The following is a 26,098-nucleotide window of genomic DNA, read 5'->3' on the forward strand; positions in this document are numbered from 1 at the left end:
GAGTTCTGGTTATCCTGGTATGAATTCCTGCGGGAGTTACCATACAAATTAATATTCTAAATTAAGGAGGTTTACGAGGTGAAAGTGAAAAGACTGGCTGCTGCACTGTTCCTTGTCCTTGCCATGATGGTCAACATCGTTGGCTGTGGCGGCGGGGATAATGCGGCAAAAGATGCAGGGGGAGACAAAGAAAAAATCTTTGTGTTTGCCAGGAGTGGTGACGCTTCAGGCCTGGACCCCATTAATGTTACCGATGGTGAAAGTCTTTATGTGACTCAGCAGATTTTTGACACACTACTGGAGTATGCGGAAGACAGTACTGATGTCGAACCCGGACTGGCAACAGAATGGGAAAGCAGCAAGGATGGCAAGGAATGGACCCTTAAACTGAGAGAAGGTGTTAAGTTCCACGATGGCACCCCCTTTAATGCCGAGGCGGTTAAATTTAATTTTGACCGCTGGCGTGATGAGAAAAACCCGTATCACCAGGGGGACTTCAGCTACTATACTTATATGTTTGGCGGTTTCCCCGGAATTATCCAGGATGTAGCTGCTGTTGATGAGTATACTGTAAAGTTTGTCCTGACTCAGTCACAGGCGCCGTTTTTGGCCAACCTGGCCATGGCCACCTTCGGAATCTCCAGCCCCGAGGCCATTAAGCAGCATGGCGAAGACTACTTTAAGAACCCTGTTGGCACCGGCCCCTTCAAGTTTGTCAAGTGGGAGAAAGACCAGCAGATAGTTGTTGAGAAATACGCCGAATACTGGGGCGCTAAAGCCAAGGTTGACAAAGTTGTCTTCAGGACTATCCCGGACAATTCAGCCCGCCTGATGGAGCTGCAGTCAGGCACCATTGACGGCATGATTGGGCTAAACCCTGATGATGTGGAGACTGTCAAGAATGATGCTAATCTGCAGCTCCTCATGAGACCCAGTATGAACATTGGTTACCTGGCAATGAACACCGAAAAGGATTTCCTTAAGGAACAGAAAATCCGCCAGGCAATTAACCATGCAGTTAATAAGCAGGCTATTATTGACGCCTTTTATGCAGGGCTGGCTAAGCCCGCCAAGAACCCAATGCCTCCTTCACTCTGGGGCTATAATGATGAAGTGAAAGGCTATGAATATGACCCTGCCAAGGCCAAAGCGCTGCTGGCAGAGGCAGGTTATCCTGATGGTTTTGAAACAACTCTGTGGGCTATGCCTGTAGCCAGGCCGTATATGCCCCAGCCCAAGGAAATCGCCCAGGCCATCCAGCAGGATCTGGCTAAGGTAGGGATAACGACAAAAATAGTTACCTATGACTGGGAGACCTATATTGAAAAAGGTGAAAACGGCGAACATGACCTTTACCTGTTTGGCTGGACCGGAGACAACGGTGACCCCGACAACTTCATCTATGTACTCCTGGATAAGAGCAACACAGTTAAGGGTACAGCAGGTAATGTGGCTTTCTACAAGAATGATAGGGTTTCTTCACTCCTGGTTGATGCCCAGAAGGAAAGTGACCAGTCAAAAAGAGATGCGCTATATAAGGAAGCCCAGGTTCTTATCAACGAAGATGCTCCCTGGGTACCCCTGGTACACTCGACTCCACCCATTGCAGCCAAGAAATCAATCAGCGGCTGGCTGCCCCATGCTACCGGAACCGAGGGTTTCGTAGGTGTTGACAAGGCTGAATAATACCGGGATTCATAGCTAAACAGCGCCAGGACTCATAGCTAAACAGCGCCAGGATGCAATAAGTTCAAATAGCAGTTAGTTATCAACTGAGCGGAGCCGGGGATGGGCCCGGTTCCGCTCACTTACTGACCTTCACCGGAGGCCTGCAGCTTTTCCCAGATTAAAGTTTTGCCCCGAGCTTTGAGGAGGGTACGCCTTAAATGACCAGATATATTATCAAACGACTCATAGGACTGATACCGGTTATCATAGGAGTTTCCATATTTGCCTTTTTACTTATCCACCTGATTCCCGGTGACCCGGCAAGAGCCATCCTGGGGGAGCGGGCGACCGCGCAGGCCCTTACTGCTCTACGGGAGCAGCTTGGTCTCAATGATCCGCTGTATATTCAGTACGGGCGGTTTATGGGACAGATTCTGCAGGGCGATTTCGGGCGTTCCGTGATTACCAATTCGACGGTCATTGAGGAATTTGCCGCCAGGTTTCCCGCTACCCTGGAACTCTCTGCTGCCGCAATGCTGATTGCCGTTGTTGTTGGCATCCTGGCCGGAGTTATCAGCGCTGTCCGGCAGTACTCGGTCTTTGATAATGTAAGTATGGTGGGCGCCTTGATTGGGGTATCACTCCCTATCTTCTGGCTGGGATTGATGATGCAGTGGCTGTTTGCATTCAAACTGGGTCTTCTGGATGCTTCGGCCCGGCTCAGTGTGGGGATTAACCTGGATTCGATTACCAATTTTTATGTCCTGGATTCCCTGCTTACAGGGAACTGGGTGGCGCTGAAGGATGCCCTGAAGCATTTGGTTATGCCCAGTCTTGCCCTGGCTACCATTCCTATGGCGATTATTGCCCGGATGACTCGTTCCAGTATGCTGGAGGTTCTCAAACAGGACTATATCCGGACTGCCAGGGCCAAAGGCCTTAAGGACAATGCCGTGATTTTCAGGCATGCCCTGAAAAATGCCTTTTTACCTATACTGACTGTTATGGGGCTCCAGTTTGGGACTCTGATGGGCGGAGCGGTACTTACAGAGACCATATTTTCCTGGCCCGGGATAGGGCGGCTGATGTATGAAGCAATTATGCAGCGGGATTATCCCGTGGTGCAGAACGGTATTCTGATAATTTCACTGATATTTGTATTCATTAACCTGATTGTAGATATCCTTTATAGTTTTGTTGACCCGCGAATCAGGCTGGAATAGGGGGTTAGGACATGAGTGACATAGTATCACTGCAACTGAAGGCAAATGGACCGCAGCCCCAAAGTAATGACAAAGAAAGTAAAGGGTTATGGGCTGATGCCCTGAAGCGCATCGTTAAGAGCAAAATATCACTGCTGGGCCTGATAATTGTGGCGGTTTTTCTGCTGGTGGCCTTGTTTGCTCCCGTGATAGCCCCTTATGACCCTATTAAAGATAGTGATCTGGTTAAACGACTGGAGGCGCCTAGCGGTGACCATATCATGGGCCGTGACAGTCAGGGCAGGGATGTCTTCAGCAGGCTCGTTTACGGAGCCAGGATTTCAGTTAAAATAGGTGTGATTTCGGTGGGATTTGCCCTGGTCCTGGGGGTTACCCTGGGTGCAGTTGCGGGATTCTATGGAAAGTGGCTTGATGGTATCATTATGAGGCTGATGGATATCCTGCTGGCTTTCCCTAGTGTCCTGTTGGCTATTGCCATTACGGCGGTGCTGGGCCCTGAACTGAGGAATGCCATGATTGCCATAGGCATAGTGTATACTCCGCATTTTGCGCGGATAGTCCGTTCCACTGTCCTCAGTGTAAAGGCAACGGAGTATATTGAGGCTGCCAGGGCGATTGGGTGCAGTGATTTGAGAATTATCATGTGCCATGTGCTGCCAAACTGTATGGCGCCGATTATCGTGCAATCCACCCTCAGTGTGGGTACTGCTATCCTGGATGCGGCAGCTCTTAGCTTCCTGGGTCTCGGGGCACAGCCTCCGGACCCCGAATGGGGGGCCATGCTGAGTGATGGCAGGAGTTACCTCCAGAAGGCCCCCCATGTGATGATATTTCCCGGTGTGGCGATTATGTTTGTTGTCCTCGGGTTCAACCTGTTGGGTGACGGACTGCGTGACGCCCTTGACCCGCGCCTGAAACAGTAAAGATAATGAATTAGACCGGTTAGTGAGCGCAGAGACTTCTCTGAGCACATTAACCGGTCTTTTTAGGTATTTTCACAGCAATAGGTGTGATATAATAATATAGCATGGTATGGGCTTTTAAGTTAACATAACTTTTAAATATTGCGAGGTAAAAATGAACTGTGACACATTAAAGAATTCTGCTGAGGTCAATTCCGGTGATAACGGCGCTGTTATCACCGCCAGCGACCTGGTGAAGAAGTTTGATGATTTTGAAGCTGTCAGGGGAGTCAGTTTTTCCATAAACCGCGGCGAGTGCTTTGGCCTGCTCGGTCCAAATGGAGCCGGGAAGACTTCAATAGTAAAGATGATATATGGGTTTTCTCCGGTGACCTCCGGAGAGCTGCAGATTTTCGGGCAGGATGTGGCCGTTTGTGCCAGGCAGATTAAAGCCCAAATCGGGGTAGTCTCACAGGAGGATAACCTTGACCCCGAGCTTTCGGTAAAAGAAAATCTGATTACATATGCCGGCTATTTTCGCTTAAAGAAGGATGAGGCCCGAAAGCGGGCAGATGAGATCCTTGAGTTTATGGAACTGAGCGACAAAGCCGATACGGAGGTCAGTAAACTATCCGGAGGCTTAAAAAGACGGCTCACCATGGGGCGGGCTCTGATAAACAGCCCTGATTTGATTATCCTTGATGAACCTACCACCGGTCTGGACCCCTATGCCCGCCATCTTTTGTGGCAACGCCTTAGGAGGCTGCGGGACTCAGGGACCACAATGCTCCTGACGACCCATTACCTTGAGGAAGCCAGCCAGTTGTGTGACCGCCTGGTTATTCTCCACAGGGGTAAAATTCTTGAGGCGGGCGCTCCTCAGGAGCTGATTGACCTTCATGTGGGCAAAGAAGTGATGGAAATAGGGGTCGGGGCAGAATGGCGGAAAAACATCCTTGAGATTGCCGGGAATCTGATTAAGGACCACCATATCCTGGGTGACAGCCTCCTCCTGTTTACCAACAGGGGCAAGGAACTGGCCGAACAGGTTCCCCTGAGGGCAGCTATGATGAATATTCTGCTGTCTTACAGCCGGCTGAGACCCTCCAACCTTGAAGATGTGTTTCTTAAACTTACCGGTGAGACCCTGGAGGGGAAAGGGCTTCTGGAGGGGAAGGAGAGTGGCAGCTTTGAAGAAAATTAGGCGTTTGCTTAAAGGCCTGTTCACTGCTCCTGATATTTCGTGGCCTCTGGTAGGAAGGGTTTTTTCCCGGAACTTCAAGGTGTTCCGGAAAACCTGGAGGACAAATATCATGTTTCATTTCATTGAGCCGGTCCTTTACCTCTGGGCCATGGGATTCGGGCTGGGGGTTTATGTCACTGATATCCAGGGTTTGCCCTATATACAGTTTTTGGCTGCCGGGCTTGTTGCTTCTTCAACTATGTTTGCCGTCTCTTATGAAATGACCTATGACAGCTTTACCAGGATGAACTATCATAAGACATTTCATGCTATGGTGGCCACACCGGTGAGCATGGATGATGTGGTCATGGGAGAGATGATTTTCGGAACCTTTAAAGGGCTTCTGTACGGTGGGGTGTTTTTTTCCGTGACCCTCCTGTTTGGTTTGGTGAAATCACCCTTTGCGCTGTTACTGCCGGTGCCGCTGATACTCCTGGCCCTTACTTTTTCCGTCCTTTCCCTGATCTGGACCAGTGTGGCCCCGAGTTATGATTCCTTTGGATATTTCTTCACCCTGTTCATATCCCCGATGTTTCTTTTCTCAGGAGTATTCTTCCCTGTGGAAAGCCTGCCGGTAGGAGTCCGGTATGTGGCTTGGGCAACTCCGCTCTTTCATGCTGTCGAAGTGGTCCGTCCGTTGATTCTGGGCAAATTGACTACAACTATGCTGGTACATCTGGGAGTATTGACGGCATTTGCCCTGCTGCCCCTGAGAGTACCGCTTGTGATGGTGAAAAACAGGCTGATTAATTGAATTCATTTTGGGCAGATGCTATTTAAAAGTAAACCTGACTATGGTATAATAAGTATTATTCTAGATATGGAAAAATTATATTGGTTTTTATGCAAAAATCACCTACCAGTACACACTGGGGTTGCCAGTCAAAAAGCAAAAAAACAGGCAGCTTTTCGATAAAATGGACTTGCACATTATGCTGGTCCTTTTTGTTTTTTTCGTGGAGAGGAGACTAAAACAACAATATAGAAAGGGGGGCAGGCTGATTCACTAACTTAACAAAAACGTTTGGAAGGAAGGTGTTTCGATGACAGCACGCCAGGATGTTATGTCCCCTCCGGAACGGATGCAGGCGCTTCTTACCGGGCAAAAACTTGACAGGGTTCCCTTTATTCCATTTTTATTTGGCTATACTGCTGTGACAACAGGGTACAAGGTGGGTGATATTTATGCAGAGCCGGAGAAGAGCTTCCGCGCTCAGCTGCTTACCCAGGAAATGTTCGGTTATGACGGCTCACCACTCTATGGTTATGCATCCTTCGGAGGCTGGGAGCTTGGTGGTGACATACATTTTCCCTATGGCAAGTATGAACAGGCCCCAAATGTGACCCGGCATCCTTTAAGTACTCCGGAGGCAATAGAAAGTTACCGTGTTCCTGATGATGTCAGCCAGTGTGGTGCGGTACCGCTGATGCTTCGCTTTTCTGACCTTCAGGCCCAGTACGGGATGCCGGTGATCGTGCAGGCTGGAACCCCTTTCACCTGTGCCGGTGCAGCGATTGGTGAAGAAACCATGCTGAAATGGATGAGAAGAGAGCCGCAGTTGGTACACCTGACCCTCAGGAAGGTAACCGATTTCCTGCTCAAAGTAATAGAGTTGTACGTGAAACGCTACGGGGCGGAAAAAATGATGGCCTTTGACGGGGGACCGACTGAGGCCAACCAGTTGATCTCCCCCAAGCAGTTTGAGGAATTTGCCCTGCCATATGTGGCGGAAATTCACGATAAGGCAATTGCCATGGGGGTAAGGCATTTCTTAACCCATATCTGCGGGGAACAGAACCTGAACCTGCCCCACTGGCAGAAGGTTAACTGTGGTACTCCGGGCATAGTCAGTGTCGGTCATGAGGTGAGCCTGGAAACTGCGAAAAAGATGTTTGGTGATAAAAATGTGGTTGCCGGTAATATTAATACAACCATAATCCAGATGGGCACACCGGAGGAAGTATATGAAGTTACCAAACAATGCATCCTTGAAGGCAAAGATTCACCAAGCGGGTTTGTCCTCATGGCCGGGTGTGAAGTACCTGTGCTGGCCCCACCGGTTAACATGTATTACATGATGAAAGCCCTGCGTGATTTTGGGTTTTATGATTGATTATGAAGTAAAATAGCAGGCGAATGAAAATAAACCTCCTTTGCTGCTTGTTTTAACGCAGCGAAGGAGGTTTAAATTGTTTCTGATTAATTAATTTTCAGGGTGTTGATTTCCTCCATAGAACTCAGGTCATGTGCCTTAATTGCCGCCCTGGAGACAGTGTACAGGGTGTTGCCGATATATATGGCGCGTTCCACGTTACTTTCACTGTCATACCACCCATGTCCCGATTTAATGATATCAGCTTCGGGAATATGGGTGATCTTTCCTTTTAGAGTAAACCCGTTGATTAGGTCAAGGTTATACACATAGGCGCCCTGGAAGGCAAACCGGCCATATTCGGGCCAACCGTTTTTCTTATTTGAAACTGAACCGGTATTATCCAGTTCCATAACTGTTACCGGAAATGCCAGGAGGTTTCTTTCCCTGGAAAACAAGAGGGCTTTATGATTTCTCAGCAGTTCGGAGTCAGTACCCCGGTCACCGATTATTTCCTTGAATTTTTCCACCGGGTGGGCCACATCGGTGACATCAAAAACGGCTATTTTCATGCCCTGATAAAAAGCCATGGTATTTGTTTCATTTCCATTCGGGTCTTTCATCCCCATTTCCACGGTATCCTTTCCAAAGCCGATGATGTGATTTTCATCATAGGGGTGGAGGTAGTCACTATAGCCCGGTATTTTCAGGGCGCCCAGTATTTTGGGCGACAGGGGTTCCTTCAGATCAAGCACAAACAGCGGGTCTACTTTCTTAAAGGTTACCATATAGGCACGGTCTCCCATAAACCTGACAGAATAAATCCTTTCCCCAGGGGCAATATCCTCAATTTTCCCGGTTATCTGGAGGCTGTCATTCAGGATATACAGGTTGTTTTTTGAGGTATATTCATTATTGCGCCAAACTTCCCCCTTGGTAGTGGCGATACGAAAGTAACCATTGTGTTCATCCATGGAAAACTGGTTGAGAATCGAGCCCGGAACTTCACCTTTGCCCAGATACTTTGTGTGCCCGTCATTTAATTGGAACTTATAAACCATGGTCCCCAATTCATTCATTTTGAGGTTGTGCTGTGACCGGGTTAAGGCTACATAGAGGTTTTTATCTGATGCATAAATATTCTCGCCGCTCCCCAGGTAGGTGGAGACCTCCATTTCCCTGTCAGGTTCATCCAGGTTTATTCCGGCAACCATAAGGTAATTGGGCTGCGGTTCTTCCGGGAAGTACCTGATATCAGGGAAATCTATACTTGTAAGTTTGTCAGTGCCCGCAGAATCCCGATAAGCAGGAGTCAGATAATTAGTGTCCAGGTTTGCTTCCTGCTGTTCCATGATATAGTAATAGTCAATCTGCTTATTGGCCACCAGGTAAAGGGCGGAACCAATTTTCCGGGAAGATATATAATGCCCTTCCAGCTCTGTTTCCCGGAGTTTCTGAATATTTTCCCGGTCACTGATATCGTAAATTATAGTTTTTACTGTATTATAGGACTGTCCTTCAGGAAATGGTATCAGATATTGTGTATGTCCGATGACAACCATGTGCTTATCATCCACATAAAGTTCCTGGGGCATAAAATTTTCATCATCGAAGTTTACCGTGTTAATTATTTCCATCTTATCTGCAGGGTGAGCACGGGCAATTATTATTTTTTGATTATTGACCTGATAGATGTACCTTCCGTCTGTCTTAATGACATCTGCCTCATCCACCCCCCGGACCTGGACATTGGTGCCGGAATACTCCTTATTTACGCTCTCTGCCTGATCCGCAGCCACTGTGTTTTGCATTGCATCATCAGAAATGCTCATCTTCATACTCTTCATGCCGTTATAAAAATACTCGCTGAAAGTCCGCTTATCTTTGAGGAGTTCCCTGAGGTTTTCCAGTGACCCTACCACAGGGAGTGGAGTCACCTCGGCAGCAGGTTCTTCTCCCAGCGGGTCAGACTGGTCTCCGGCATTTGTCAGGGTTGCGGTGAACATCAGAAATACCAGCATCACCAGTACAGGGTAAATTCGCAGCAGTACTTTGTTCATTTAAATCCCTCCCACCAATTTGCTAACGGTCATTTCCAGAACCAACCATTGCAGTAAAGTTAATTATTTGACGTTATTCACCCTATATTTGTTTCACCAAATCCTTCCGGCCGTTCAAATAAGAGAGCGGCCCTAATTTTATGTAAATTCTTGCTGTGATATTATTTGAGTTACCTTCTGTTTTGGGTTTGCATAAATTATATATGTAAAGTAAAAATAGATTGTTTCAGAGGTGTAATTATGTCATATCACGATGTTTTACTGATTAACCCGCCGTCAAGGCAAAGAGAGTTTTATGAACATCTTGGCTTAGGTTATCTGGCAGCCTGTCTCAGAAAACAGAATGTTGATGTTAAAATTCTGAATATGCCTCATTGGATGGCTCCCCGGGCCTTACAGGAAGTTAAAAAGTATTCCTGCAAACTGGTTGGGGTCAGTATTCCATTCCAGAGGAGCGCACGACAGGCCTTTAGTTTTATTTCCCGCCTCAAAAGGGAGGGCTTTGAGGCGGCACATGTGGCGGTAGGTGGTATCTACCCATCCTTTGCTTATGAAGAGATTCTGGATCAATTTCCCGCTGTGGATTCGGTTGTTATCGGTGAAGGTGAAGAAACCATAGTAGAGCTGGCAGAAGCCATAATCAGGAACAGTGACTGGAAGAAAATAAGAGGGATAGCATTCCGTGGGCAGGAAAACATTGTGACAACAGAGTTACGCCCCCTCATTGAGGATCTGGATACCGTGCCATTTCCGGAACGTGATACCCTTCCGGAAGTATTGGAGAAACTGGAACATGCGCCGGTGCTTTCTTCTAGAGGCTGCTATGGCAGGTGCACTTTTTGCAGTGTGGTGCCTTTCTTTAAAAAATTCGGCACAACACTGAGGATGCGCAGCAGCGCCAACGTCATTGAGGAGTTGGAATTCCTGTATCACAATTACGGGGTTCGAAATGTGGATTTTAATGATGCCAATTTTATTGGCGGGAAGGGACGTGGCTTTCGCCGGGCCCGGGAGATAGCGGAACTAATCCTGAGCAAAAACATGGATTTGAAGTTCGGAATCCAGTGCAGGCCAAATGAAATCGACCTGGAACTGTTCAGCATTTTAAAAAGAGCGGGTCTCAGTAAAGTGTTCGTGGGAATAGAATCAGGTTCCCAGGCAATGCTGGAACGGTTTCAGAAGGACATTACAGTTGAAGAAAACCTGAAGGCCCTGGAAACTCTGGGTAAACTGGATCTAATCACATATATGGGATTCATAACCTTTGATGATAGATCAACTATGCAGGAATACAGAGAAAACATTGCCTTCATTCAAAAAGCTAAAAAGCTGATTCCGCAAAACGCGCTTTTTTATGACCTGGGAACCAAACTTCTCCCCCTGGCCGGCACAGACGCCGAAAAAAACATGAAGAATAGAGGAATCTTGATTGGGAATTCCCTCAAATTTGATTATAAAATGGATGACCCCAAACTGAATTTATTTTATGGCGCTATAAAGGTTAAAGAGGACATTTCCAGGATCGGGAGAAGGCTGGGAGAAGCTGATAAGGAATGGACTAAAGAAAAGCCTTAAATCATTTAGGTGGAGATGTAAAAAAAAAAATGTTTCAGAATAAGGGGCATTTCAGCTCCTTTTTCGTATTATGGGAGAAAAAGATAGTTATTTGGAAGGGAGATCCGTATGGAAAAAGACGCCGTATCAATACTTTGCAGCCCTGAGACCGGGGCAGGACTGCAACTGGTCTCGGAGGAGGTTCCAGGGAGGAGGGGGCGGGAGGCGCTGGTGGACAGCGGGACAGGCAAGAAGTTTGTGGTACGCGAGGGTATCCCCCTTTTATTAAAAGATGATCAGATTACCGGAGAAGGCAAAAAGACCCGCGCCTTTTACAATGTAATAGCCCCGCTTTACAATGTGCTTCATGAACTACAGGGCCGTAGAAAAGGGGGCGAAAGGAAACTGCGTCAAAAGATCCTCAGTCCCCTGGAGATAGGTGAGGGCAACAAAGTCCTGGAGGTTTCAGTGGGCACAGGCAGTAACCTACCATACCTTCCGCCAAATGCCAATTACTATGGGGTGGACATTTCATTCCCAATGCTCAGGCAGTGCGCTAAGCTGCTGAAAAGACACGGAATTTCAGGCAATTTGGTTTTAGGAGCAGCCGAATACCTGCCCTTTAAGGACAATGTATTTGATTGCGTGTTTAATGTATGTGGCTTCAGACTTTTTAATGACAAATCAAGGGCTATGGGAGAAATGGTCAGGGTGGCTAAACCTGGAGCGAGAATCCTCATTGCAGACCAGAAAAGGAGTGGTGTTCCCCTGGATCTGATACCCCGCTCGGCATCCCCGGCAAATGTTTCTGAGATAGAGGAATGGGAGTTATATTGCATGGTGTTCAGGAAAAAGCACTTGTAAAATACTTGAAATGTAACCTTTCGTAAAACCTTAACATAATATTTAGTGAAGAACTGAAACAACTTAGCCCAAATTTATTAAATTCTTTGAAGGAGGGTAATCAAATGTCTGTTAATACCCAGGAATTTGGATGGACCGCACCGTTTTTTCTTTTCCTGATCCTGATCCTTCTGTGGGCAGGGGTAGACGGTGGTTGCTGGTAAAATTACCAAAAAAACACATTTGTGAACATATCAAGCAGAAAGGAGGGTATTTAGATGGCTGATGTGAAATCTCAACAATGGGGATGGACCGCACCGTTTTTTCTTTTCCTGATCCTGATTCTTCTGTGGGCAGGGGTGGATGGTGGTTTCTGGTAAAAACTGCTTAATTTAATAGGCAGGCTGAGGAACACTCTCAAGATATGCTCATAGTATAGTAGCAAAGGTCGGTAATTAAAATAATTATTTAGCAAAGGGGGACGTAAAATGGCAGACGGAATCTTTGGCGGAGGCGCTACATTTCCATTTTTCCTGTTTTTGATTCTGATACTCCTGTGGGGAGGAGTAGATGGCGGTTTCTGGTAAAATTACCGCCTGTTAAACTGATATATTTTATATCCCAGTGATCAGGCCCGCTTATTGTTAAGCGGGCCTGATCATGAATGTGCAGTCGATGAACCTTTTAAGAAATTTAAACATAGTATGTAGCAAAGGTCGATAGGGTATCAATTTAAGATTATTCCTGAAAGGAGGCAAAGGAATGGCTGATTTAAAATCCCAGCAGTGGGGGGCAACCGCACCGTTTTTTCTCTTCCTGATCCTCATTCTCCTGTGGGCAGGAGTAGATGGCGGTTTTTGGTAGAAACGGATCATTAAAGTAATATCGATATCAAGCATGTCATAGGCTAAACCGGTTATTAAAGCCCCGGAGCCATTCCGGGGTTTACAATTCTTACGAAGGAGGTGAATGTTAATGGCTGACGGGTGTGGAATAGGCGGCAATAATTTCCCGATTTTCCTTTTCCTGATTCTGATTCTTTTATGGTCAGGAGTTGATGGCTGCTGGTAATAACCTTTTTTATCCGCTTCCTTAGTGAGGCGGATATTTGTTTGATATATAGCGGTGTAAAACTGAAATGTGTCAGGTGGCAGCAGCACCACGTATTCCGGATAACAAAGTTTGGTAAAAAACAAAGAACCGGCAGAGACTGCCGGTTCTAAATTATTTCTGGTACACAATCCGGGTATTTAATTAAGGATTCCGCCAGAACCCTGAAGATTAGCATTGGCGCCAAAGCCGCCCCTGAAGCCTGCTCCGCCACCGCAGCCGCCGCCGGCACCATAAGCGCCGCAGCCGCCGCCACCGTTTCTAAAACCGGCTCCCGGCAGGATGTCGTTTTCCTGGCGGTATTGTTCAGCCTGGTCCATCCTGTCTTTAATGGCTTGACCCTGGTCAGCGGTGATCTCTCCTGATTCCACATACTTGTCAACCAACTGCTTCCTCAATTCGACCATCTGCTTTTGCAGGTCAAGAACGTCCTGCTTTTGGGTATCCGTAAGGGCTGCAAAAGCCGGTACAGCAAAAGCCAGGACTAAAACAACGGTTAAGGCAATAAGAAGTTTATTTTTCATGTTTGTTGTCACCTCCTTTTCAGCTAATACGAGACCGGATAAACTTTATGTTTCTTATATATTAAGTATAGCCAAATGTTGTGTGCAAAATGGGTTGAAATTGTTAAGAAATTGTGAATAATTGTTTCCATTACCTGCCGGAAGGTAATGATGCAGTAATTGTAGAAATAGTAGAAAAACCGCCGGAAGGAGGTAATTTATGTCGCCAGCGTCAATTAAAATTAACCCTGACCTTTGTAAAAAGTGTGGGTTATGTGTTTGTTTCTGTCCGCAAAAAGTACTCACAGGGACGCCGGGAGAACTTCCTAAAGTTCAAGCTGTGGAAAAATGCGCCGGCTGCCTGGCTTGTTTCGATAGGTGTCCTGATTTTGCCATCGAAGTGGAGGTGCAGGGGTCTTGAATTTGGATGAAAAACTGTTTTTGCAGGGTAACGAGGCTTGCGTCCGGGGAGCCCTTGCCGCCGGCGCTGCCTTTTATGCCGGATACCCTATCAGCCCGTCTACTGAAATTGCGGAACTTTGTTCTCAAATGCTTCCTGAACATGGAGGTGTTTTTATCCAGATGGAGGATGAAATTGCTTCAATTGCTGCAGTTATCGGGGCCAGTCTCGGAGGGATGAAAGCCTTTACTGCTACCAGCGGCCCCGGGTTTTCCCTAATGCAGGAAAACCTGGGGATGGCGGTTATGGCAGAGATACCCTGTGTAATTATAAACGTCCAGCGTTTTGGGCCGGCGACAGGTATTGCCACCAAGCCGGCACAGGCTGATGTGATGCAGTCCCGCTATGGGACGCATGGGGATTATGAAATCATTGTTCTGGTGCCCAGCTCAGTACAGGAGTGTTATGAACTGACATTGGAGGCCTTTAATCTGGCAGAGCGTTTCCGTACCCCGGTGATACTTCTTTCAGATGCTGCGTTGGCTCACCTGAGAGAACAGGTAGTAATACCAGGTGACCCGATGGTTGTGGATCGCAATAAACCCGGCTGCCCTCCCGGGGAATACCTTCCATACGGTCCGGGGCCGAATCTGATACCGCCCATGGCGGCTTATGGCAGTCCCCACATTATGCGGGTTACCGGATTGGTTCATGATGAAAGAGGTTATTCCACCGCAGACAATGAGACTGCTGATAACCTGCTGCGCAGGCTGGCAGGCAAAATAAAGAATTATTCGGCTGAGCTGCCACAGCCTCTGTATTGGGGTGATCAGGATGCGGAGATACTCTTGGTTGCCTATGGTGTTGTGACCAGGGCAGCCCGGGCTGCTGTGGTAAAAGCCCGGGAAGCGGGTATTTCTGTAGGTCTCCTGCAGTTACGGACATTATGGCCATTCCCCGACCAGGCAGTTGCCGGATACCTGGGAAAAGTTAAGCAGGCGCTTGTTCCTGAAATGAATCTGGGTCAGGTGGTCCGTGAAGTCAGGCGGGTTAATGAAGGAAAAGCAGAGATTCACCTGCTTTCACGCACAGATGCCGGAATAATTACTCCGGAACAGATTGTCCAAAAACTGCGGGAGGTGGTATAATGGCCGGTTACAGTTACCGTGATTATATCGCCTGGGAGCGGCTGCCTCACCTCTGGTGTCCCGGGTGCGGTCACGGTATCATTCTTAAGGCCCTGGCAGGGGCGCTGGCAGAACTCGGCCTGCCTCCGGAAAAGACCTTGCTGGCAACCGGAATCGGTTGTGCGGGGCGCAGCGGAGACTATGTGACCTGCCACCGGTTCCAGGGGACCCATGGACGCACCCTGGCTTTTGCGACCGGAGCGAAACTGGCCCGACCGGAAATGAAGGTTGTCTGTGTGATGGGTGATGGCGATGCTGCAGCCATCGGTGGAAACCACCTCTTGCACGCTGCCCGGCGGAACATGGACGTGACAGCGGTGGTTTCCAATAATTTTAACTATGGGATGACCGGGGGGCAGTACTCGCCGCTTACGCCTGCTGACAGCATTTCGAGTACTTCCCGTCAGGGCACGGTTGATGCACCTATGGATATCTGTTCCCTGGCAAACTGGGCGGGGGCCAACTATGTTGCCAGGTCCACCGTATACCATGTTACAGAATCGAAGCGTTTTCTCAGGGAGGCTCTGCAGAAAAAAGGGTTCTCACTGGTTGAAATAATCAGTAACTGCCCGACCTATTACGGTCGTTACAATAGGCTGGGGGCAGCTCTGGAAATGATGGATTGGTTTAAACACAATGTGATTCCCTTGGAAAAACATCGGCAGCTGCCTGTTGAAGAACAGGTGAAATTCTTCTGGCGGGGCTGCCTCGCTGACCGCAGCAAACCAGGCTTCCTGGAGCGTTCAGGACATCAGGTGGAGGAAATGACACCTGATGCGGAGACTATTACCGGCGGGGGTGAAAGCCTATGAGAAAAATATGGAATGTTATCATAGCGGGTTCCGGGGGCCAGGGCCTTGGTATGGCCGGCCGGATTCTCGCAGAGACTGCTCTGTCTGCGGGGATGCACGCAGCCCATAACCAAAGTTATGGCGCCCGTGCCCGGGGAGGCTACAGCCAGTCATCTGTGGTCATCAGCTCTAACGAAATTGTTTATCCCTTTGTTGAGCAACCCAACCTGGTGATTGCCTTATCGCAGAGGGCTTATGATATTTATCTGCCCCTGATGGCTCCTGACGGGGTGATGATTTTTGACAGTGAACTTGTACAGGGAAAAGAGACAGGGCTAATCAGGGGCTTTCCTTTTAGTGATACTTCCCGCCGGGCATGCAGCTCCCTGGGTATTTCTATAGCCGCTCTTGGCGCTGCGGTACGGCTAACCGCTATTGTTCCTGAGGACATGCTTGACCAGGCCCTGAACAGTCACTTCCAGGGAGAAACCCTGGCTGTAAACAGCAGCTGTCTCAGTCTTGGCATGGATTTAGTGTAAAGTAAAACAGGAATTGCCCAAAAGCATGAAGGTAGTGGCCCCTTACCAGGGAACACTACCTTCTTAATATGCAACCATTTGGTCACATGGACCTATTTGGCTGCATCAGTCTTTTCCCGCCAGAATCCGGATATCTTCCAACCGTACATGCAGTCCGCAGCTCTTCTCCAGAACCATGTTGACAAGTCCCGTATGGTTCAGTGACATCATGCAAAAACCCGGCAGGAATGTTACGCGGCAGCCGAAAGCCGGCTCATTTTTAATATGTGAGGCGATGCCTTCGAAGCCTATCATGTGGTAAGCGACTACATCTTTGACCTGGTGATCACGGGAGTATTTGGGCCCAACAACCCAGGTGTACAGAAGCCCGGTAACCTGTTCAGCCTCTATTACCTGCAGCACATGCGGGATGGGGCAGCCGGCGCCCATGGGCCGGCCCAGGACATAGTCCCCTTTTTTGATGTCCATTTTTTCCACCATATCAGGCCGGAATGGGAGAACAATTTTTCTGGCTGAAATTTCACCTGGGAGCGGTTCCAGAACAAAGTCGTATTCATGCCCCAAGACATCTCTCTGGGGATAAATGGCCTTAGTTTCTATTCCGGTTAATTCGTTGGGATCTGCAGACCTTTGCTGTTCGCTATAGTAGGGGCAGTCCGAATAGCTTTTCCGGGAAGAATTTATCATTTTCAGAAAGCTTTTACAGCTGTCTTCTCCGCATAAACCGCAGTTTTTTCCGGGGGGCAGCCAGGCCCTTACTGCATTCACGTTACTCCCCCCTGTATAGGTAATCAGCGATTTGACCGTTAAGCTTTTGAATCACGCCAAAATGGTGCTTCCAGCCAATTTCTTTTTTGCCGATACAGATTGTGCAGGTGCCGAGGGGCGGGTTACCTTTCAGGAAAAGATTATTTTTGTCGATATCTTCAGAGTCGCTGATAAGCTTATATAACCGGTTCAGTGAAGTCCCCTGCAGGGCATTGGTTTCCATTAATACAATTTTGCGATGGACTTCCTTGATTTTCTGAATAAGCACCTCTCTTTCGGCCTGGCTCACCAGGTCGATTTTTGTGACTACAGCTATATCGGCAAGGCTGACCATGGCGCCCATTTTTTCCGGAGCATGAATCCCCGAGATTGAACTTAAAACAATTACCCCCAGTCCCTGGTTAAGGTATGGTGAACAGCGCAGGCAAAGCCCGGCGCTTTCTACTATAAACAGGTCTGCACCATTACTATCAGCCCATTCTACGGCATCACCAAGAACCATAACTCCGGCATGGTCAGGGCAGAGGTCGCCGGAGTATATTTTTTTAGTCAGAATATTGAACTCCTTGCTTAATTCAATATCCTCATAAGCCCTGACAACATCAATTTTAAGAAAGGCTATCCGCAGTTCGTTATTAAAGTGCTTTACAATTTGTTTGGTAAGTGCGGTTTTGCCTGCGGAAGGGGGGCCGGCAATAACCAAAAGCTTCAAAAAACATTCACCGCCTCTTTTATTAGACTAAATATCAGTTTTAGTTCAGATAAGATATTGGCTCAGGATGCGAAATTTACAGCAAACACATCAGTTGTGATTACATCTCCTGCTCGTAGCTGCTCCCTGATGCTGCCTACTCTGCGGTCGACTTCCAGAAGGTTCTGGGCAGCCATGACTTCAACTTCATTTTGATGAAGAACCTTTTTTACGGCTCCGTTTTCGATTATGATCCGCATCTTGGTGAGAAGTGCAATCACGGGGTCGTGAGTTACGAAAACAATAATTTTCCCGGTGCCTTTAATTATGTCGATAACCTCCTGCTTGAAGATGCCGGCATTTTCGATTTCATCCAGGAGAATAATAGGAGCTGCCCCAATCATAATTGCATCTGCAATCAGGAGGGATCTTGTCTGCCCTCCCGATAAAATAGTTACCTTGTGATCCTTATGGATTTTTTCACCCGTAAAACTATTAGCTAACTTAATAGTTTCCGCAATTACGCCGATATCATTAATACCACGGGCGCGGGCATGAATTTCCAGGAAATCTTCAGTGGTAAGGTCTGCGAAGCATTTGGTATTCTGGGTAATCATAGCAATTGGCTTAAGCGAGGGGTTATATCTGATGTCATCTGTTGGGTTACTTCCATTAACCAAGATAGTTCGGCCTGTGGAGGTATCCCCTTGGGCCAGCAACTCAATATCAGTAATAAAAGCGGTTTTCCCGCTTCCGGTGGGGCCGACAATAGATACGGTTTCTCCTGCCCTTAGTGTAATTTCAGCGAAGTTTTCCCTGACATCAAGTTTGTCTGTGCCGGGAAGAATTGTGATTTCACTGAGCATAAGTTCTCTCCTCTCAACAATTTATTTCCTGCAGTCTAAACTATGAATTATGTATTCGAAAGGTTACTTTAAATGGCAGTTAATTTGAAGCTGCTTAGAAAAGATGGGTGGGGTTTCCTGGGGAAGTGGCATGAAAATACATTCTAATCCGGGAGCTCCCGAATAGAACGGTTAAGGGAACGTCCCTTCAAAATCAGACTTTTGAAGGCGGCGTTCCCTTAGTCAGGTAGCTATTAAACTGGATGCTAGTAAGTGCTCACATATTGTCCGGTCGGTCCAAACTGGCTGGTGTTAATTGGGCGGTTAGCCCAACTGCCGGTGGTAATTGAACCCTGATACGGGGAGCCAAACTGCTGTCCCACGGTGCTAAACTGAACACTGCTCATCATGGAATTCATCTGTGAGGCTGCTTGGTGGCAAAGCTGGGCACATTGCTGCAACTGCTGAGCGGCATTGCGTTCAGCCTGCTCAATCTGGTGCAGCTGGTTTACATTAGCGCTCTCGCTCTGACTGAGTTGCTGACAGATTTGAGCAATTTGGTTCAGGCTGCTTTGAATCTGGCTGACTTGTGAATACATTAGTGTAACAACACCTCCAAGGAAATATATTGGTGAACCTGAACATTATTATTTCAAGATTAAAGTTAATTATTCCAGGATTGCCGTAAAAAATAATGGAATTTTACCGGCAGGGACTGGGGAAACTAGGTAAAATGTTAAAGGAGGTACTTGAATGGTTAAACGCATTTTTTACCTTATGCTGGTGCTGCTTTTGCTGGTAATGGGTTGTGCCGGTGAGGAGCCGGAAAAGAAACCACTCCCCCAAGAACAGGAGCCTGCACAAGAGACAATGCTGGATGCTGCCGCCGCCGATCCCTATGGTGATGGGTGTGTGTCCTGCCATAAAAAGACCGCTCAGGTGGACCAGTCACTGCCGGCCTATGTAACCAGAATTTCCGGACACCCGGAAGTCAGAGAGGCGACTGTCAATGAATGCTACCGGTGCCATGAAGCCGAAAAGGACTATTCCCTCTATAAAAAATTTTACCGGGGAATTCATAAGGTCCACTGGGAAAGCGAGACTTTTTACAATGAGCAGAAAGGGCGCTGTTATGCCTGTCATACAGTAGAAACCAATGGTGTATCAGGGATAAAAAAATACCCCCTGGCCGGATACCGTTCAGGGAGTGAAGCTGCTGGAAAAGAAGACAAGGATGAAAAAGCAGCTCCGGAAACTAAAGCTAAACAACCGCAGGTAAAGCAGGAACAGAAAGCAGCGCCGCAGCGCCAGCCGCAGCTGGAACCGGAGCGCCAGCCGGAACAAAAGCCGGAACGGCAGCCTGAACAGCCGGCGCCTCAACCGGAACAAGAATCTGAACTGCCTACTCCCGGTCCATGAGTAGTCTATAAAGGATCCAAGGATAATGTGGGAGCGCCCTAAGCTAAATGCTTGAAGATAGACATAATTATCTTTAACTAAAAATAAGGAGGGGCAGATATGTTCCGGAACGATGAGTCTGATGTCCGCTTGTCGGTGAGCCGCGGATGCGGGAGCCGGTAACAAGCGGAATCGTTGCCATCGTGGAGGAATGTATCTGCCCCTCCTTGCTTTCATAGTTAAAAGAAAGTTGGTTCTGTCTATAAGCATACTTAAGGGCGCTTTCACCTTAGTCTGAAAAATTTTGACGCTTCCTGAAGGCTTTTTAGCTGTTGGTTGAGGTTGCTGATTTCAGTCTGAATATGTTTTGTGAATGTGGTGACTTCCCCGGCTGATGCGCTGACCTCTTCCGTAGATGCTGCATTTTCCTGCGAGATGGCGGAAATATTCATGATTGCCTCACTGGCCGATCCGGTCTCTATTGCCAGTTCGCCGGTAATCCGGGTATTTTCCGCTGTAATCCCGGAGATTATGTCTGTGGCCTGAGCAATCTCCAGGCTTTGGGTCTTCATGTTTTCCATTGAGTCATTAATTTCATCCAGCCGGTTGACGACCTGGTTGACCGCTTTGATGATATTTCTCAGGGCTGTGCCGGCCTTATAGGCAACCTTGCTGCCCTCTTCCACGTCTAGAGTGGCTCTGCCTGTCTCGTCGACTACGTTCTTAGTTTCTGCCTGTATACCTGTAATCAGTTCTCTGATCTCCTCAGTTGATTTTCTGCTGTTTTCCGCCAGCTTGCGGACTTCATCCGCTACTACGGCAAATCCCTTGCCATGTTCTCCGGCCCTCGCGGCTTCTATGGCTGCATTTAGAGCCAGCAGGTTTGTCTGCTCGGCAATATCATCTATCACCTGGATGATTTCCCCTATTTGCTGGGAGCGGTCACCCAGTGAGGCTACTTTCTGTGACAGGTTATTAACAATTTCATTGATTGATTTCATATCATCTATGGTTTCATCAACCAGGTCTTTACCTTCATTAGCGGCGCCGTAACAATTGCTGATATCGCTATTTATAAGTTTAGTGTTCTCCACAACATTATCAGTTGCATCCGAGACCTGGTTAATCAGCTGAACAGTAGTAGCAACACTTTCATTTTGCTTAACGGCATTTTCCTGAATGGCAGCTGTTACCTGGCTCAGCTTATTGGTCATATCAGTAGTCTTCTGCATGTCTTTTGCCTGCTCCTGGGTGTCCACAGATATCTGTTCAATAGCCAGGGTTACCTGTTCAATTGTTTCCAGGTTTTTAGCTGCATTTGTATTTAGGGTATCACTGATATCAACCATCTGATCAGTGGCGACAAATACATCATACATATATTTCTTGAGGTTTTGGTACATTTCTTTAAACGAAACGCCGAGGTTTTCCAGTTCATCTCCGGTTTTAATAATGGTGATATCTTTTACCGGTCTGGAGAGATCTCCTTTGGAAATCCGGCGTATCATTTCTTCCAGCACTTTAACCGGTCTGTTAACATTTCGAATTATGTAGACGGTAAATGCCAGGGAAATAATGAGGGCAGCAACTATCAGAATGCCGGTTTCCAGGGCAAAATTCTGCAGCCGGTCATCAATTATCCGGCCAATTTCGGGATTTTCCGCAGTTATTTTTGTGAGGGAGGCTTCCAGCCCGGAGATGTTAATATAGGCTGCTATCGCTGTAATAACCAGCAGCCAGAACATAACTGCAAAGGCGGCACAAATCTTATAAGCCAGCTTAATTTTCATAAATAACACCTTTCTGTTTTCGATTTTTTTATATCAACAGGCTTTCTGTATGAATTTGTAACACTATACTCCATAAAAATATTCCATAAAAAATATCTTTTTCCTGCATTTTTCGACGGAAAATTGTATTGAGTAGTATTTCACATACTTATTTATGCAATCATACTTGCGATAGCAGGTGTGATGTAGTATATTATAAATTAGAAAGATCATTCGGTATTATAAAGAGAGGTGACTATATTGCTGAGGCCAGAGATTGTATCAGGTGAATCAAGGGCAAGTCATAATAATGGGAAAGTTTCTGAAACCGAAGTAAAAAGCAAAATATTCATGGTGGCTCAGCAGCTTTTCGTAGAAAAGGGATATCACCGAACGAGCATTCCGGATATTGTCAAAGAAGCAGGTGTGAGCACAGGAGCCATTTACCACCACTATTCCAGCAAAGAGGATTTGGCCAGGGAAATTCACCGGGTTACGGTCGGGCAGTTTCTGAAAAAGTATGCGGAAGAAGTAGCTTCCAAGGAAGCCACTTATGAAAAAATACGCGCATATACAGCTCTGCTGTTCAGGTGGGTGGAGGAAGACCCGGTAATGGTCCGATACCTGCTTTATGGAAGACCGAAGGAAATCCTGGATAAATGCCTGAGTGTCTGTTCTGAGGAAGGTCTTAAGGCAACTATGGAAATTGTGCATAACGGAATCAGCAGGGGAGAGGTCCGGCCTATGTCCCCGACTCTTGCTGCGGCTTCTATTTCCGGAATTCTTATGAGGATGCTCGAATTACGGATTGACGGGTTGATTGAGCACTCCCTTGTAGAGTACATCGAAGCTGCTGCAAACAATATCTGGCTGTCAGTCAAAGCCTAGGGAGGTGGTCGGATGAATTTTTACGCAGTGTTTATTGTCAGCCGGGAAGCGCTGCTGCGTCATTCCCTGGCGTGCCTGCTGAGTTCATTTCCGGGTTGCCGGGAAGTTGCGGAATACAAGGCTGCACAGGAAGTATTTAAAAGGGGAAAACCCATTACTGACTCAATCCTGATTCTTGATGCGGGCCTTCCTGAACACGATATTTCTGCTGTGATAGATTTTGCCCGGCAAGGCCAAAACAGGATTATCCTTTTAAGCAGCGGGACTGATAAAAAACGGCTTATCGGGTTGCTGCCTTTAAAGGCGGACGGATATATAACCACCAGGATTACTTCCGGGGAATTTTTTGCCTTGCTGGATAAGGTAAAGACGGCGGGCGAGACGGTAATTGATGAGAGTCTTGTTTCGGAAATGGCGAAGCATTTGTCAGCAGCGCCCGCCGGGTTTGCGGGGGCTGGGGCCGGGCTGGATATCCTCACCCCAAGAGAGGTTGAAGTTTTGCGGCTGCTGGCGGTCGGGTGTACCAACAGGCAAATCGCCAAAAAGCTTGTGATCAGCGTTTATACTGTCAAGAACCATGTTCATAGTATTCTTGACAAACTGGACCTTGACAACCGGACCCGCCTGACATCTTATGCACTTGCCAGGGGCTTGGTAGGGTAAATGCGGGGCTGGGATGAATGCCGTGAAGGAACATTTTGATAGTTCTTTTGGTTCATCATAAAACAGACATTAAGATTTATTAACGGCGAGCATATAACAATGTATAATAAAACCGAGCGAATAATCGTTCGGTTTTATGTTATTAATTTCACAAATCGTAAAACAAAATCAGGGAGGGTTTGTTATGGGAAAAGAGATTCCTGAAGGGATGAAATCTGAACTTGAGCAATTATTCAAGGACCGGGTTCGTTTCAACACCATAGAGAGGCTGGTATACTCCCACGATATGGGTGTACTGCCATCCCAGGTCATGAAACTTATCCGAAATATGCCCGATGCTGTCGTTCAGCCGGTATCAGTGGATGAAGTGGTTTCAATAACCAGACTGGCTGCCAAATACAACATCCCGTTGATACCGCGGGGCGGTGGTACAAGCGGTTTCGGCGGCGCCCTACCCACCCGCGGGGGAATCGTACTTGATTGTGTGCGGATGAATAATATTATTGAATTTGAAGAGGAGAGCGGCACTGTTACCGTGGAGCCAGGGGTTGTCTGGGGAGATTTGCAGAAATACCTCAATGAACGCGGTTATGGCTTACGCTTGTACCCATCAAGTGCGCCATCGGCCAGTGTTGCCGGATGGGTGGCCCAGGGCGGAAGCGGGTATGGCAGTTATGAGTACGGTTGGTGTGGCGAAAATATTGAATCAGTGGAAGTGGTACAGCCTGACTATACTGTGAAGACATTTTCCGGGGCAGAACTGGAAATGGTCAACACCCTGTGCGGGGTGACGGGAACAATTGTCAGGGTCACCGTGAAGGTAAAGGAAAATGATGAAGAGGTTGCGCTTCTGGCAGGGTTTGACAACCTTTCAGATGTGTCCGGTATGCTAAAGGCGCTAAAAGCACAAAAAGTCCCTCTGTGGTCGTTAAGTATGTCTACTCCGGCATATATCAGACTTAAACAGAGGGCGTCCCAGCATGTGATTCTCCCGGAAGACAGGTATTTCCTGACCATGGTTTATCCCAAGAAAAGAAGGACCGGTGTAGAGACTGCCGTGAAGAATCTGGTTAAGGCACATAACGGAGAAGTTATGAAGGACAGCCTGGCTAATACGGAGTGGGCAGAGCGCTTTTACCCAATGCGCTTCAAGAAACTCGGTCCTACATTGGTCGCCACCGAAGTAGTTGTTCCGATGGAGAAAATTGACCAATTTGTAACTGCAGTGGAAAAGAAATACAAGGGTGAATTTGCTCTTGAGGGAACCATGATTCATAATGATAAAATGGCTATCTTGGGCTTTATGTTATCAGATGAGCGTAAAGCAGGATTCCCTATGGCCTATGCCAATTCCCTGACAGTTATTGAAATGGGTGAAAAACTAGGCGGCAGAGTATTTACTCTGGGGCTGTATTTTGCAGACAGGGCCAAAGACGTGTTGGGAAAAGAGCTGTTGGAGCGGGTTTGGAAATACAAGAGGAGCATTGACCCTAACGGGATTATGAATCCCGGAAAAGTTATACCCAGCTCTCTGGATAAGAGTTCGCCCGCCAAACTGTTAAGCACGGCAATGGCCATGGCCAATGCCGGTAAAGGTTTATTCAGCCTGGCAGGGAAACTGATGGATAAGGTTCAGAGTGACAGTTTCAGTTCACCCTTAAGTGAACAAATTACCAAAGATACTTTTGCCTGCGCCTTGTGTGGCTACTGCCGCAATACCTGTACGGTTTTTGACGCTGTTCCCTGGGAAAGCAATTCCCCCAGAGGCAAGTACTTCCTGCTGACCCAGTATATTAAGGGGAACATTCCTATGGATGAGGAAGTTTCCAAGGCGTTGTATTCATGCACCACATGCAAGAAGTGTGATTTGGTCTGTCAGATTCAGGCTCATAATGCCCACAACTGGATGTCACTGCGGCCTTGTTTCCATGCCGGCGGAATTGAAAATACAGGGTTGGCGGCAATCAGGGAAAATGTCCTGAATACCGGCAACTTCTGGGGTGTGCCCAAAGAAGATAAGTTTAAATGGCTGGATGTGCCCACTCTGAAAAAGGGTAAAATTGCCTACTGGGCAGGATGCTGGGCCAATGTTGTCATGAGCAATATGCCTCAAAGTATAACCAAAATTTTAAATAAGACAGGTGTGGATTTTGTCCACTTCGGGGAAGGAGAATCATGCTGTGGCCTGTATCTGGCGCTGGGAGGATACAATGATGATTTTGCCGCTCTGGTGAAAAAGAACCTGGAAATGTTTAAAGAGGCCGGGATTGAGACAATGATTTTTTCCTGTCCCGGATGTTATGCGACTTTTTCGGAAAATTACCCTGTGATAGCGGAACAATTAGGAATGGACTGCAATATTAAATTCCAGCATGTGACCTGTTTTCTCAGTGAGTTGGTTAACCAGGGAAGGCTCAAGTTTACAGATAAGTTGAATGCCAAAGTGACATATCATGATTCCTGCCATGTGGGGCGCTGGTTCGGCCATTATGATGAACCGAGAAATGTCCTTAAGTCAATACCGGGTATTGAACTTTTGGAAATGCCCAGTACCAGGGAAGAAGGCCTGTGCTGCGGACTTGTTTCAGCCTTTGATTCTTTGCCCACTGTCTCCCATGCAGGCATTAAGCGAGTTAATGAAGCTGAGGGGACTGGAGCCGACTATCTGGTAACAAACTGTGCCGGCTGTGGCTCCCAGTTTAATGCAACCAGTTGTGCCATGCAGACAAAGGTGCGTCAGAAGGATTTTACCACCCTGGTGGGCGAAGCCCTGGGGATTGAATTTGAGGATCCCACGGAAAACGCTGGCAGGTTCATGAGGGCTGCGGTAGAGATGCTGCAGACCAGCTACATGAAGAAGGTCAGGTAAAATGTCTGTCAGGCAAAGCCTGTATAAGAACAGAAGCTGCAGTTTTCTACTGCAGCTTCTGTTCGTTAGGGATGAACCCTGAACTTGAGAA

At 47.4% G+C, this 26,098-nt stretch carries 23 protein-coding genes; 16 read left to right on the forward strand and 7 right to left on the reverse strand.

The genetic code is table 11. From position 1 onward, the window contains the following. The first annotated feature begins 78 nt into the window (after window positions 1-78). The 6 genes from Ga0451573_RS09280 (at window position 79) to Ga0451573_RS09305 (ending at window position 7,150) form a co-directional block, all read left to right on the forward strand. Complete coding sequence (locus Ga0451573_RS09280; protein ID WP_231683634.1) at window positions 79-1,686, forward strand: ABC transporter substrate-binding protein; 1,608 nt, start codon at window positions 79-81, stop codon at window positions 1,684-1,686. A 200-nt stretch (window positions 1,687-1,886) separates the two neighbouring features. Beyond that, window positions 1,887-2,891 carry an ABC transporter permease gene (locus Ga0451573_RS09285; protein WP_231683635.1) on the forward strand — a complete coding sequence of 335 codons (1,005 nt, stop codon included), beginning with the start codon at window positions 1,887-1,889 and terminating at the stop codon, window positions 2,889-2,891. An 11-nt stretch (window positions 2,892-2,902) separates the two neighbouring features. Continuing rightward, window positions 2,903-3,814: a nickel transporter permease gene (gene nikC, locus Ga0451573_RS09290; RefSeq protein ID WP_231683638.1), complete on the forward strand. Its 912-nt coding sequence runs from the start codon at window positions 2,903-2,905 to the stop codon at window positions 3,812-3,814. Between the two features lie 154 nt (window positions 3,815-3,968). Further along, window positions 3,969-4,997, forward strand: a complete 1,029-nt coding sequence (locus tag Ga0451573_RS09295) for an ABC transporter ATP-binding protein (protein ID WP_231683639.1) — start codon at window positions 3,969-3,971, stop codon at window positions 4,995-4,997. After that, entirely contained in the window at window positions 4,984-5,790 is an 807-nt protein-coding gene (locus Ga0451573_RS09300; RefSeq protein ID WP_231683641.1) for an ABC transporter permease, read from the forward strand. The genes Ga0451573_RS09295 and Ga0451573_RS09300 overlap by 14 nt, the downstream gene beginning before the upstream one ends. A gap of 289 nt (window positions 5,791-6,079) precedes the next feature. Continuing rightward, window positions 6,080-7,150, forward strand: coding sequence for a uroporphyrinogen decarboxylase family protein (locus Ga0451573_RS09305; protein ID WP_231683643.1), 1,071 nt, complete (start codon window positions 6,080-6,082; stop codon window positions 7,148-7,150). A gap of 86 nt (window positions 7,151-7,236) precedes the next feature. Here the strand turns inward: Ga0451573_RS09305 and Ga0451573_RS09310 are convergent, their stop codons facing one another. Next, the gene (locus tag Ga0451573_RS09310; RefSeq protein ID WP_231683645.1) at window positions 7,237-9,189 is read right to left on the reverse strand and encodes a beta-propeller domain-containing protein; all 1,953 of its coding nucleotides are present in this window, start codon (window positions 9,187-9,189) and stop codon (window positions 7,237-7,239) included. 240 nt (window positions 9,190-9,429) lie between these two features. On the opposite strand from Ga0451573_RS09310, the gene Ga0451573_RS09315 reads away from it, so the two are divergent. Both Ga0451573_RS09315 and Ga0451573_RS09320 read left to right on the forward strand, forming a co-directional pair. Beyond that, a complete protein-coding gene (locus tag Ga0451573_RS09315) occupies window positions 9,430-10,764 on the forward strand; it encodes a B12-binding domain-containing radical SAM protein (RefSeq protein WP_231683647.1) in 1,335 nt (444 codons plus the stop codon). 108 nt (window positions 10,765-10,872) lie between these two features. Continuing rightward, a complete protein-coding gene (locus Ga0451573_RS09320; protein WP_231683649.1) occupies window positions 10,873-11,607 on the forward strand; it encodes a class I SAM-dependent methyltransferase in 735 nt (244 codons plus the stop codon). 1,229 nt (window positions 11,608-12,836) lie between these two features. Here Ga0451573_RS09320 and Ga0451573_RS09325 read toward each other — a convergent pair. After that, a complete protein-coding gene (locus Ga0451573_RS09325) occupies window positions 12,837-13,220 on the reverse strand; it encodes a YckD family protein (RefSeq protein WP_231683651.1) in 384 nt (127 codons plus the stop codon). Between the two features lie 199 nt (window positions 13,221-13,419). Here Ga0451573_RS09325 and Ga0451573_RS09330 point away from each other — a divergent pair, with 199 nt between their 5' ends. Genes Ga0451573_RS09330 through Ga0451573_RS09345 form a run of 4 tightly spaced genes read left to right on the forward strand, consistent with a single transcriptional unit; the run spans window position 13,420 to window position 16,116 of the window. Next, a complete protein-coding gene (locus Ga0451573_RS09330; protein ID WP_231683653.1) occupies window positions 13,420-13,620 on the forward strand; it encodes a 4Fe-4S dicluster domain-containing protein in 201 nt (66 codons plus the stop codon). 2 nt (window positions 13,621-13,622) lie between these two features. Next, window positions 13,623-14,747: a 2-oxoacid:acceptor oxidoreductase subunit alpha gene (locus tag Ga0451573_RS09335; protein ID WP_231683654.1), complete on the forward strand. Its 1,125-nt coding sequence runs from the start codon at window positions 13,623-13,625 to the stop codon at window positions 14,745-14,747. Continuing rightward, window positions 14,747-15,598: a thiamine pyrophosphate-dependent enzyme gene (locus Ga0451573_RS09340; protein WP_231683656.1), complete on the forward strand. Its 852-nt coding sequence runs from the start codon at window positions 14,747-14,749 to the stop codon at window positions 15,596-15,598. The genes Ga0451573_RS09335 and Ga0451573_RS09340 overlap by 1 nt, the downstream gene beginning before the upstream one ends. Next, window positions 15,595-16,116 (forward strand): 2-oxoacid:acceptor oxidoreductase family protein, encoded by a 522-nt coding sequence (locus Ga0451573_RS09345; protein ID WP_231683658.1) that lies wholly within the window; start codon window positions 15,595-15,597, stop codon window positions 16,114-16,116. The genes Ga0451573_RS09340 and Ga0451573_RS09345 overlap by 4 nt, the downstream gene beginning before the upstream one ends. Window positions 16,117-16,221: 105 nt before the next feature. On the opposite strand, the gene Ga0451573_RS09350 is transcribed toward Ga0451573_RS09345, so the two are convergent. The 4 genes from Ga0451573_RS09350 to Ga0451573_RS09365 all read right to left on the reverse strand — a co-directional run bounded on the left by Ga0451573_RS09350 (window position 16,222) and on the right by Ga0451573_RS09365 (window position 19,019). Continuing rightward, window positions 16,222-16,884 (reverse strand): (Fe-S)-binding protein, encoded by a 663-nt coding sequence (locus Ga0451573_RS09350; protein WP_231683660.1) that lies wholly within the window; start codon window positions 16,882-16,884, stop codon window positions 16,222-16,224. 1 nt (window position 16,885) lies between these two features. Beyond that, a complete protein-coding gene (locus Ga0451573_RS09355) occupies window positions 16,886-17,596 on the reverse strand; it encodes a GTP-binding protein (protein ID WP_231683662.1) in 711 nt (236 codons plus the stop codon). Between the two features lie 62 nt (window positions 17,597-17,658). After that, entirely contained in the window at window positions 17,659-18,441 is a 783-nt protein-coding gene (locus Ga0451573_RS09360) for an ATP-binding cassette domain-containing protein (protein WP_231683664.1), read from the reverse strand. Between the two features lie 245 nt (window positions 18,442-18,686). Continuing rightward, window positions 18,687-19,019, reverse strand: coding sequence for a hypothetical protein (locus Ga0451573_RS09365; protein WP_231683666.1), 333 nt, complete (start codon window positions 19,017-19,019; stop codon window positions 18,687-18,689). 154 nt (window positions 19,020-19,173) lie between these two features. Between Ga0451573_RS09365 and Ga0451573_RS09370 the strand changes: the two genes are divergently transcribed. Beyond that, window positions 19,174-19,839, forward strand: coding sequence for a hypothetical protein (locus tag Ga0451573_RS09370; RefSeq protein ID WP_231683667.1), 666 nt, complete (start codon window positions 19,174-19,176; stop codon window positions 19,837-19,839). Window positions 19,840-20,102: 263 nt separating this feature from the next. On the opposite strand, the gene Ga0451573_RS09375 is transcribed toward Ga0451573_RS09370, so the two are convergent. Next, a complete protein-coding gene (locus Ga0451573_RS09375; protein WP_231683669.1) occupies window positions 20,103-21,608 on the reverse strand; it encodes a methyl-accepting chemotaxis protein in 1,506 nt (501 codons plus the stop codon). Window positions 21,609-21,839: 231 nt separating this feature from the next. On the opposite strand from Ga0451573_RS09375, the gene Ga0451573_RS09380 reads away from it, so the two are divergent. The 3 genes from Ga0451573_RS09380 to Ga0451573_RS09390 all read left to right on the forward strand — a co-directional run bounded on the left by Ga0451573_RS09380 (window position 21,840) and on the right by Ga0451573_RS09390 (window position 26,007). Beyond that, complete coding sequence (locus Ga0451573_RS09380; protein WP_435052289.1) at window positions 21,840-22,475, forward strand: TetR/AcrR family transcriptional regulator; 636 nt, start codon at window positions 21,840-21,842, stop codon at window positions 22,473-22,475. 12 nt (window positions 22,476-22,487) lie between these two features. Continuing rightward, a complete protein-coding gene (locus tag Ga0451573_RS09385) occupies window positions 22,488-23,138 on the forward strand; it encodes a response regulator transcription factor (protein WP_231683671.1) in 651 nt (216 codons plus the stop codon). Window positions 23,139-23,322: 184 nt separating this feature from the next. Beyond that, entirely contained in the window at window positions 23,323-26,007 is a 2,685-nt protein-coding gene (locus Ga0451573_RS09390) for an FAD-binding and (Fe-S)-binding domain-containing protein (protein ID WP_231683672.1), read from the forward strand. Window positions 26,008-26,098 lie beyond the last annotated feature (91 nt).

Source organism: Phosphitispora fastidiosa (assembly GCF_019008365.1).
Lineage (GTDB): Bacteria > Bacillota > Thermincolia > Thermincolales > UBA2595 > Phosphitispora > Phosphitispora fastidiosa.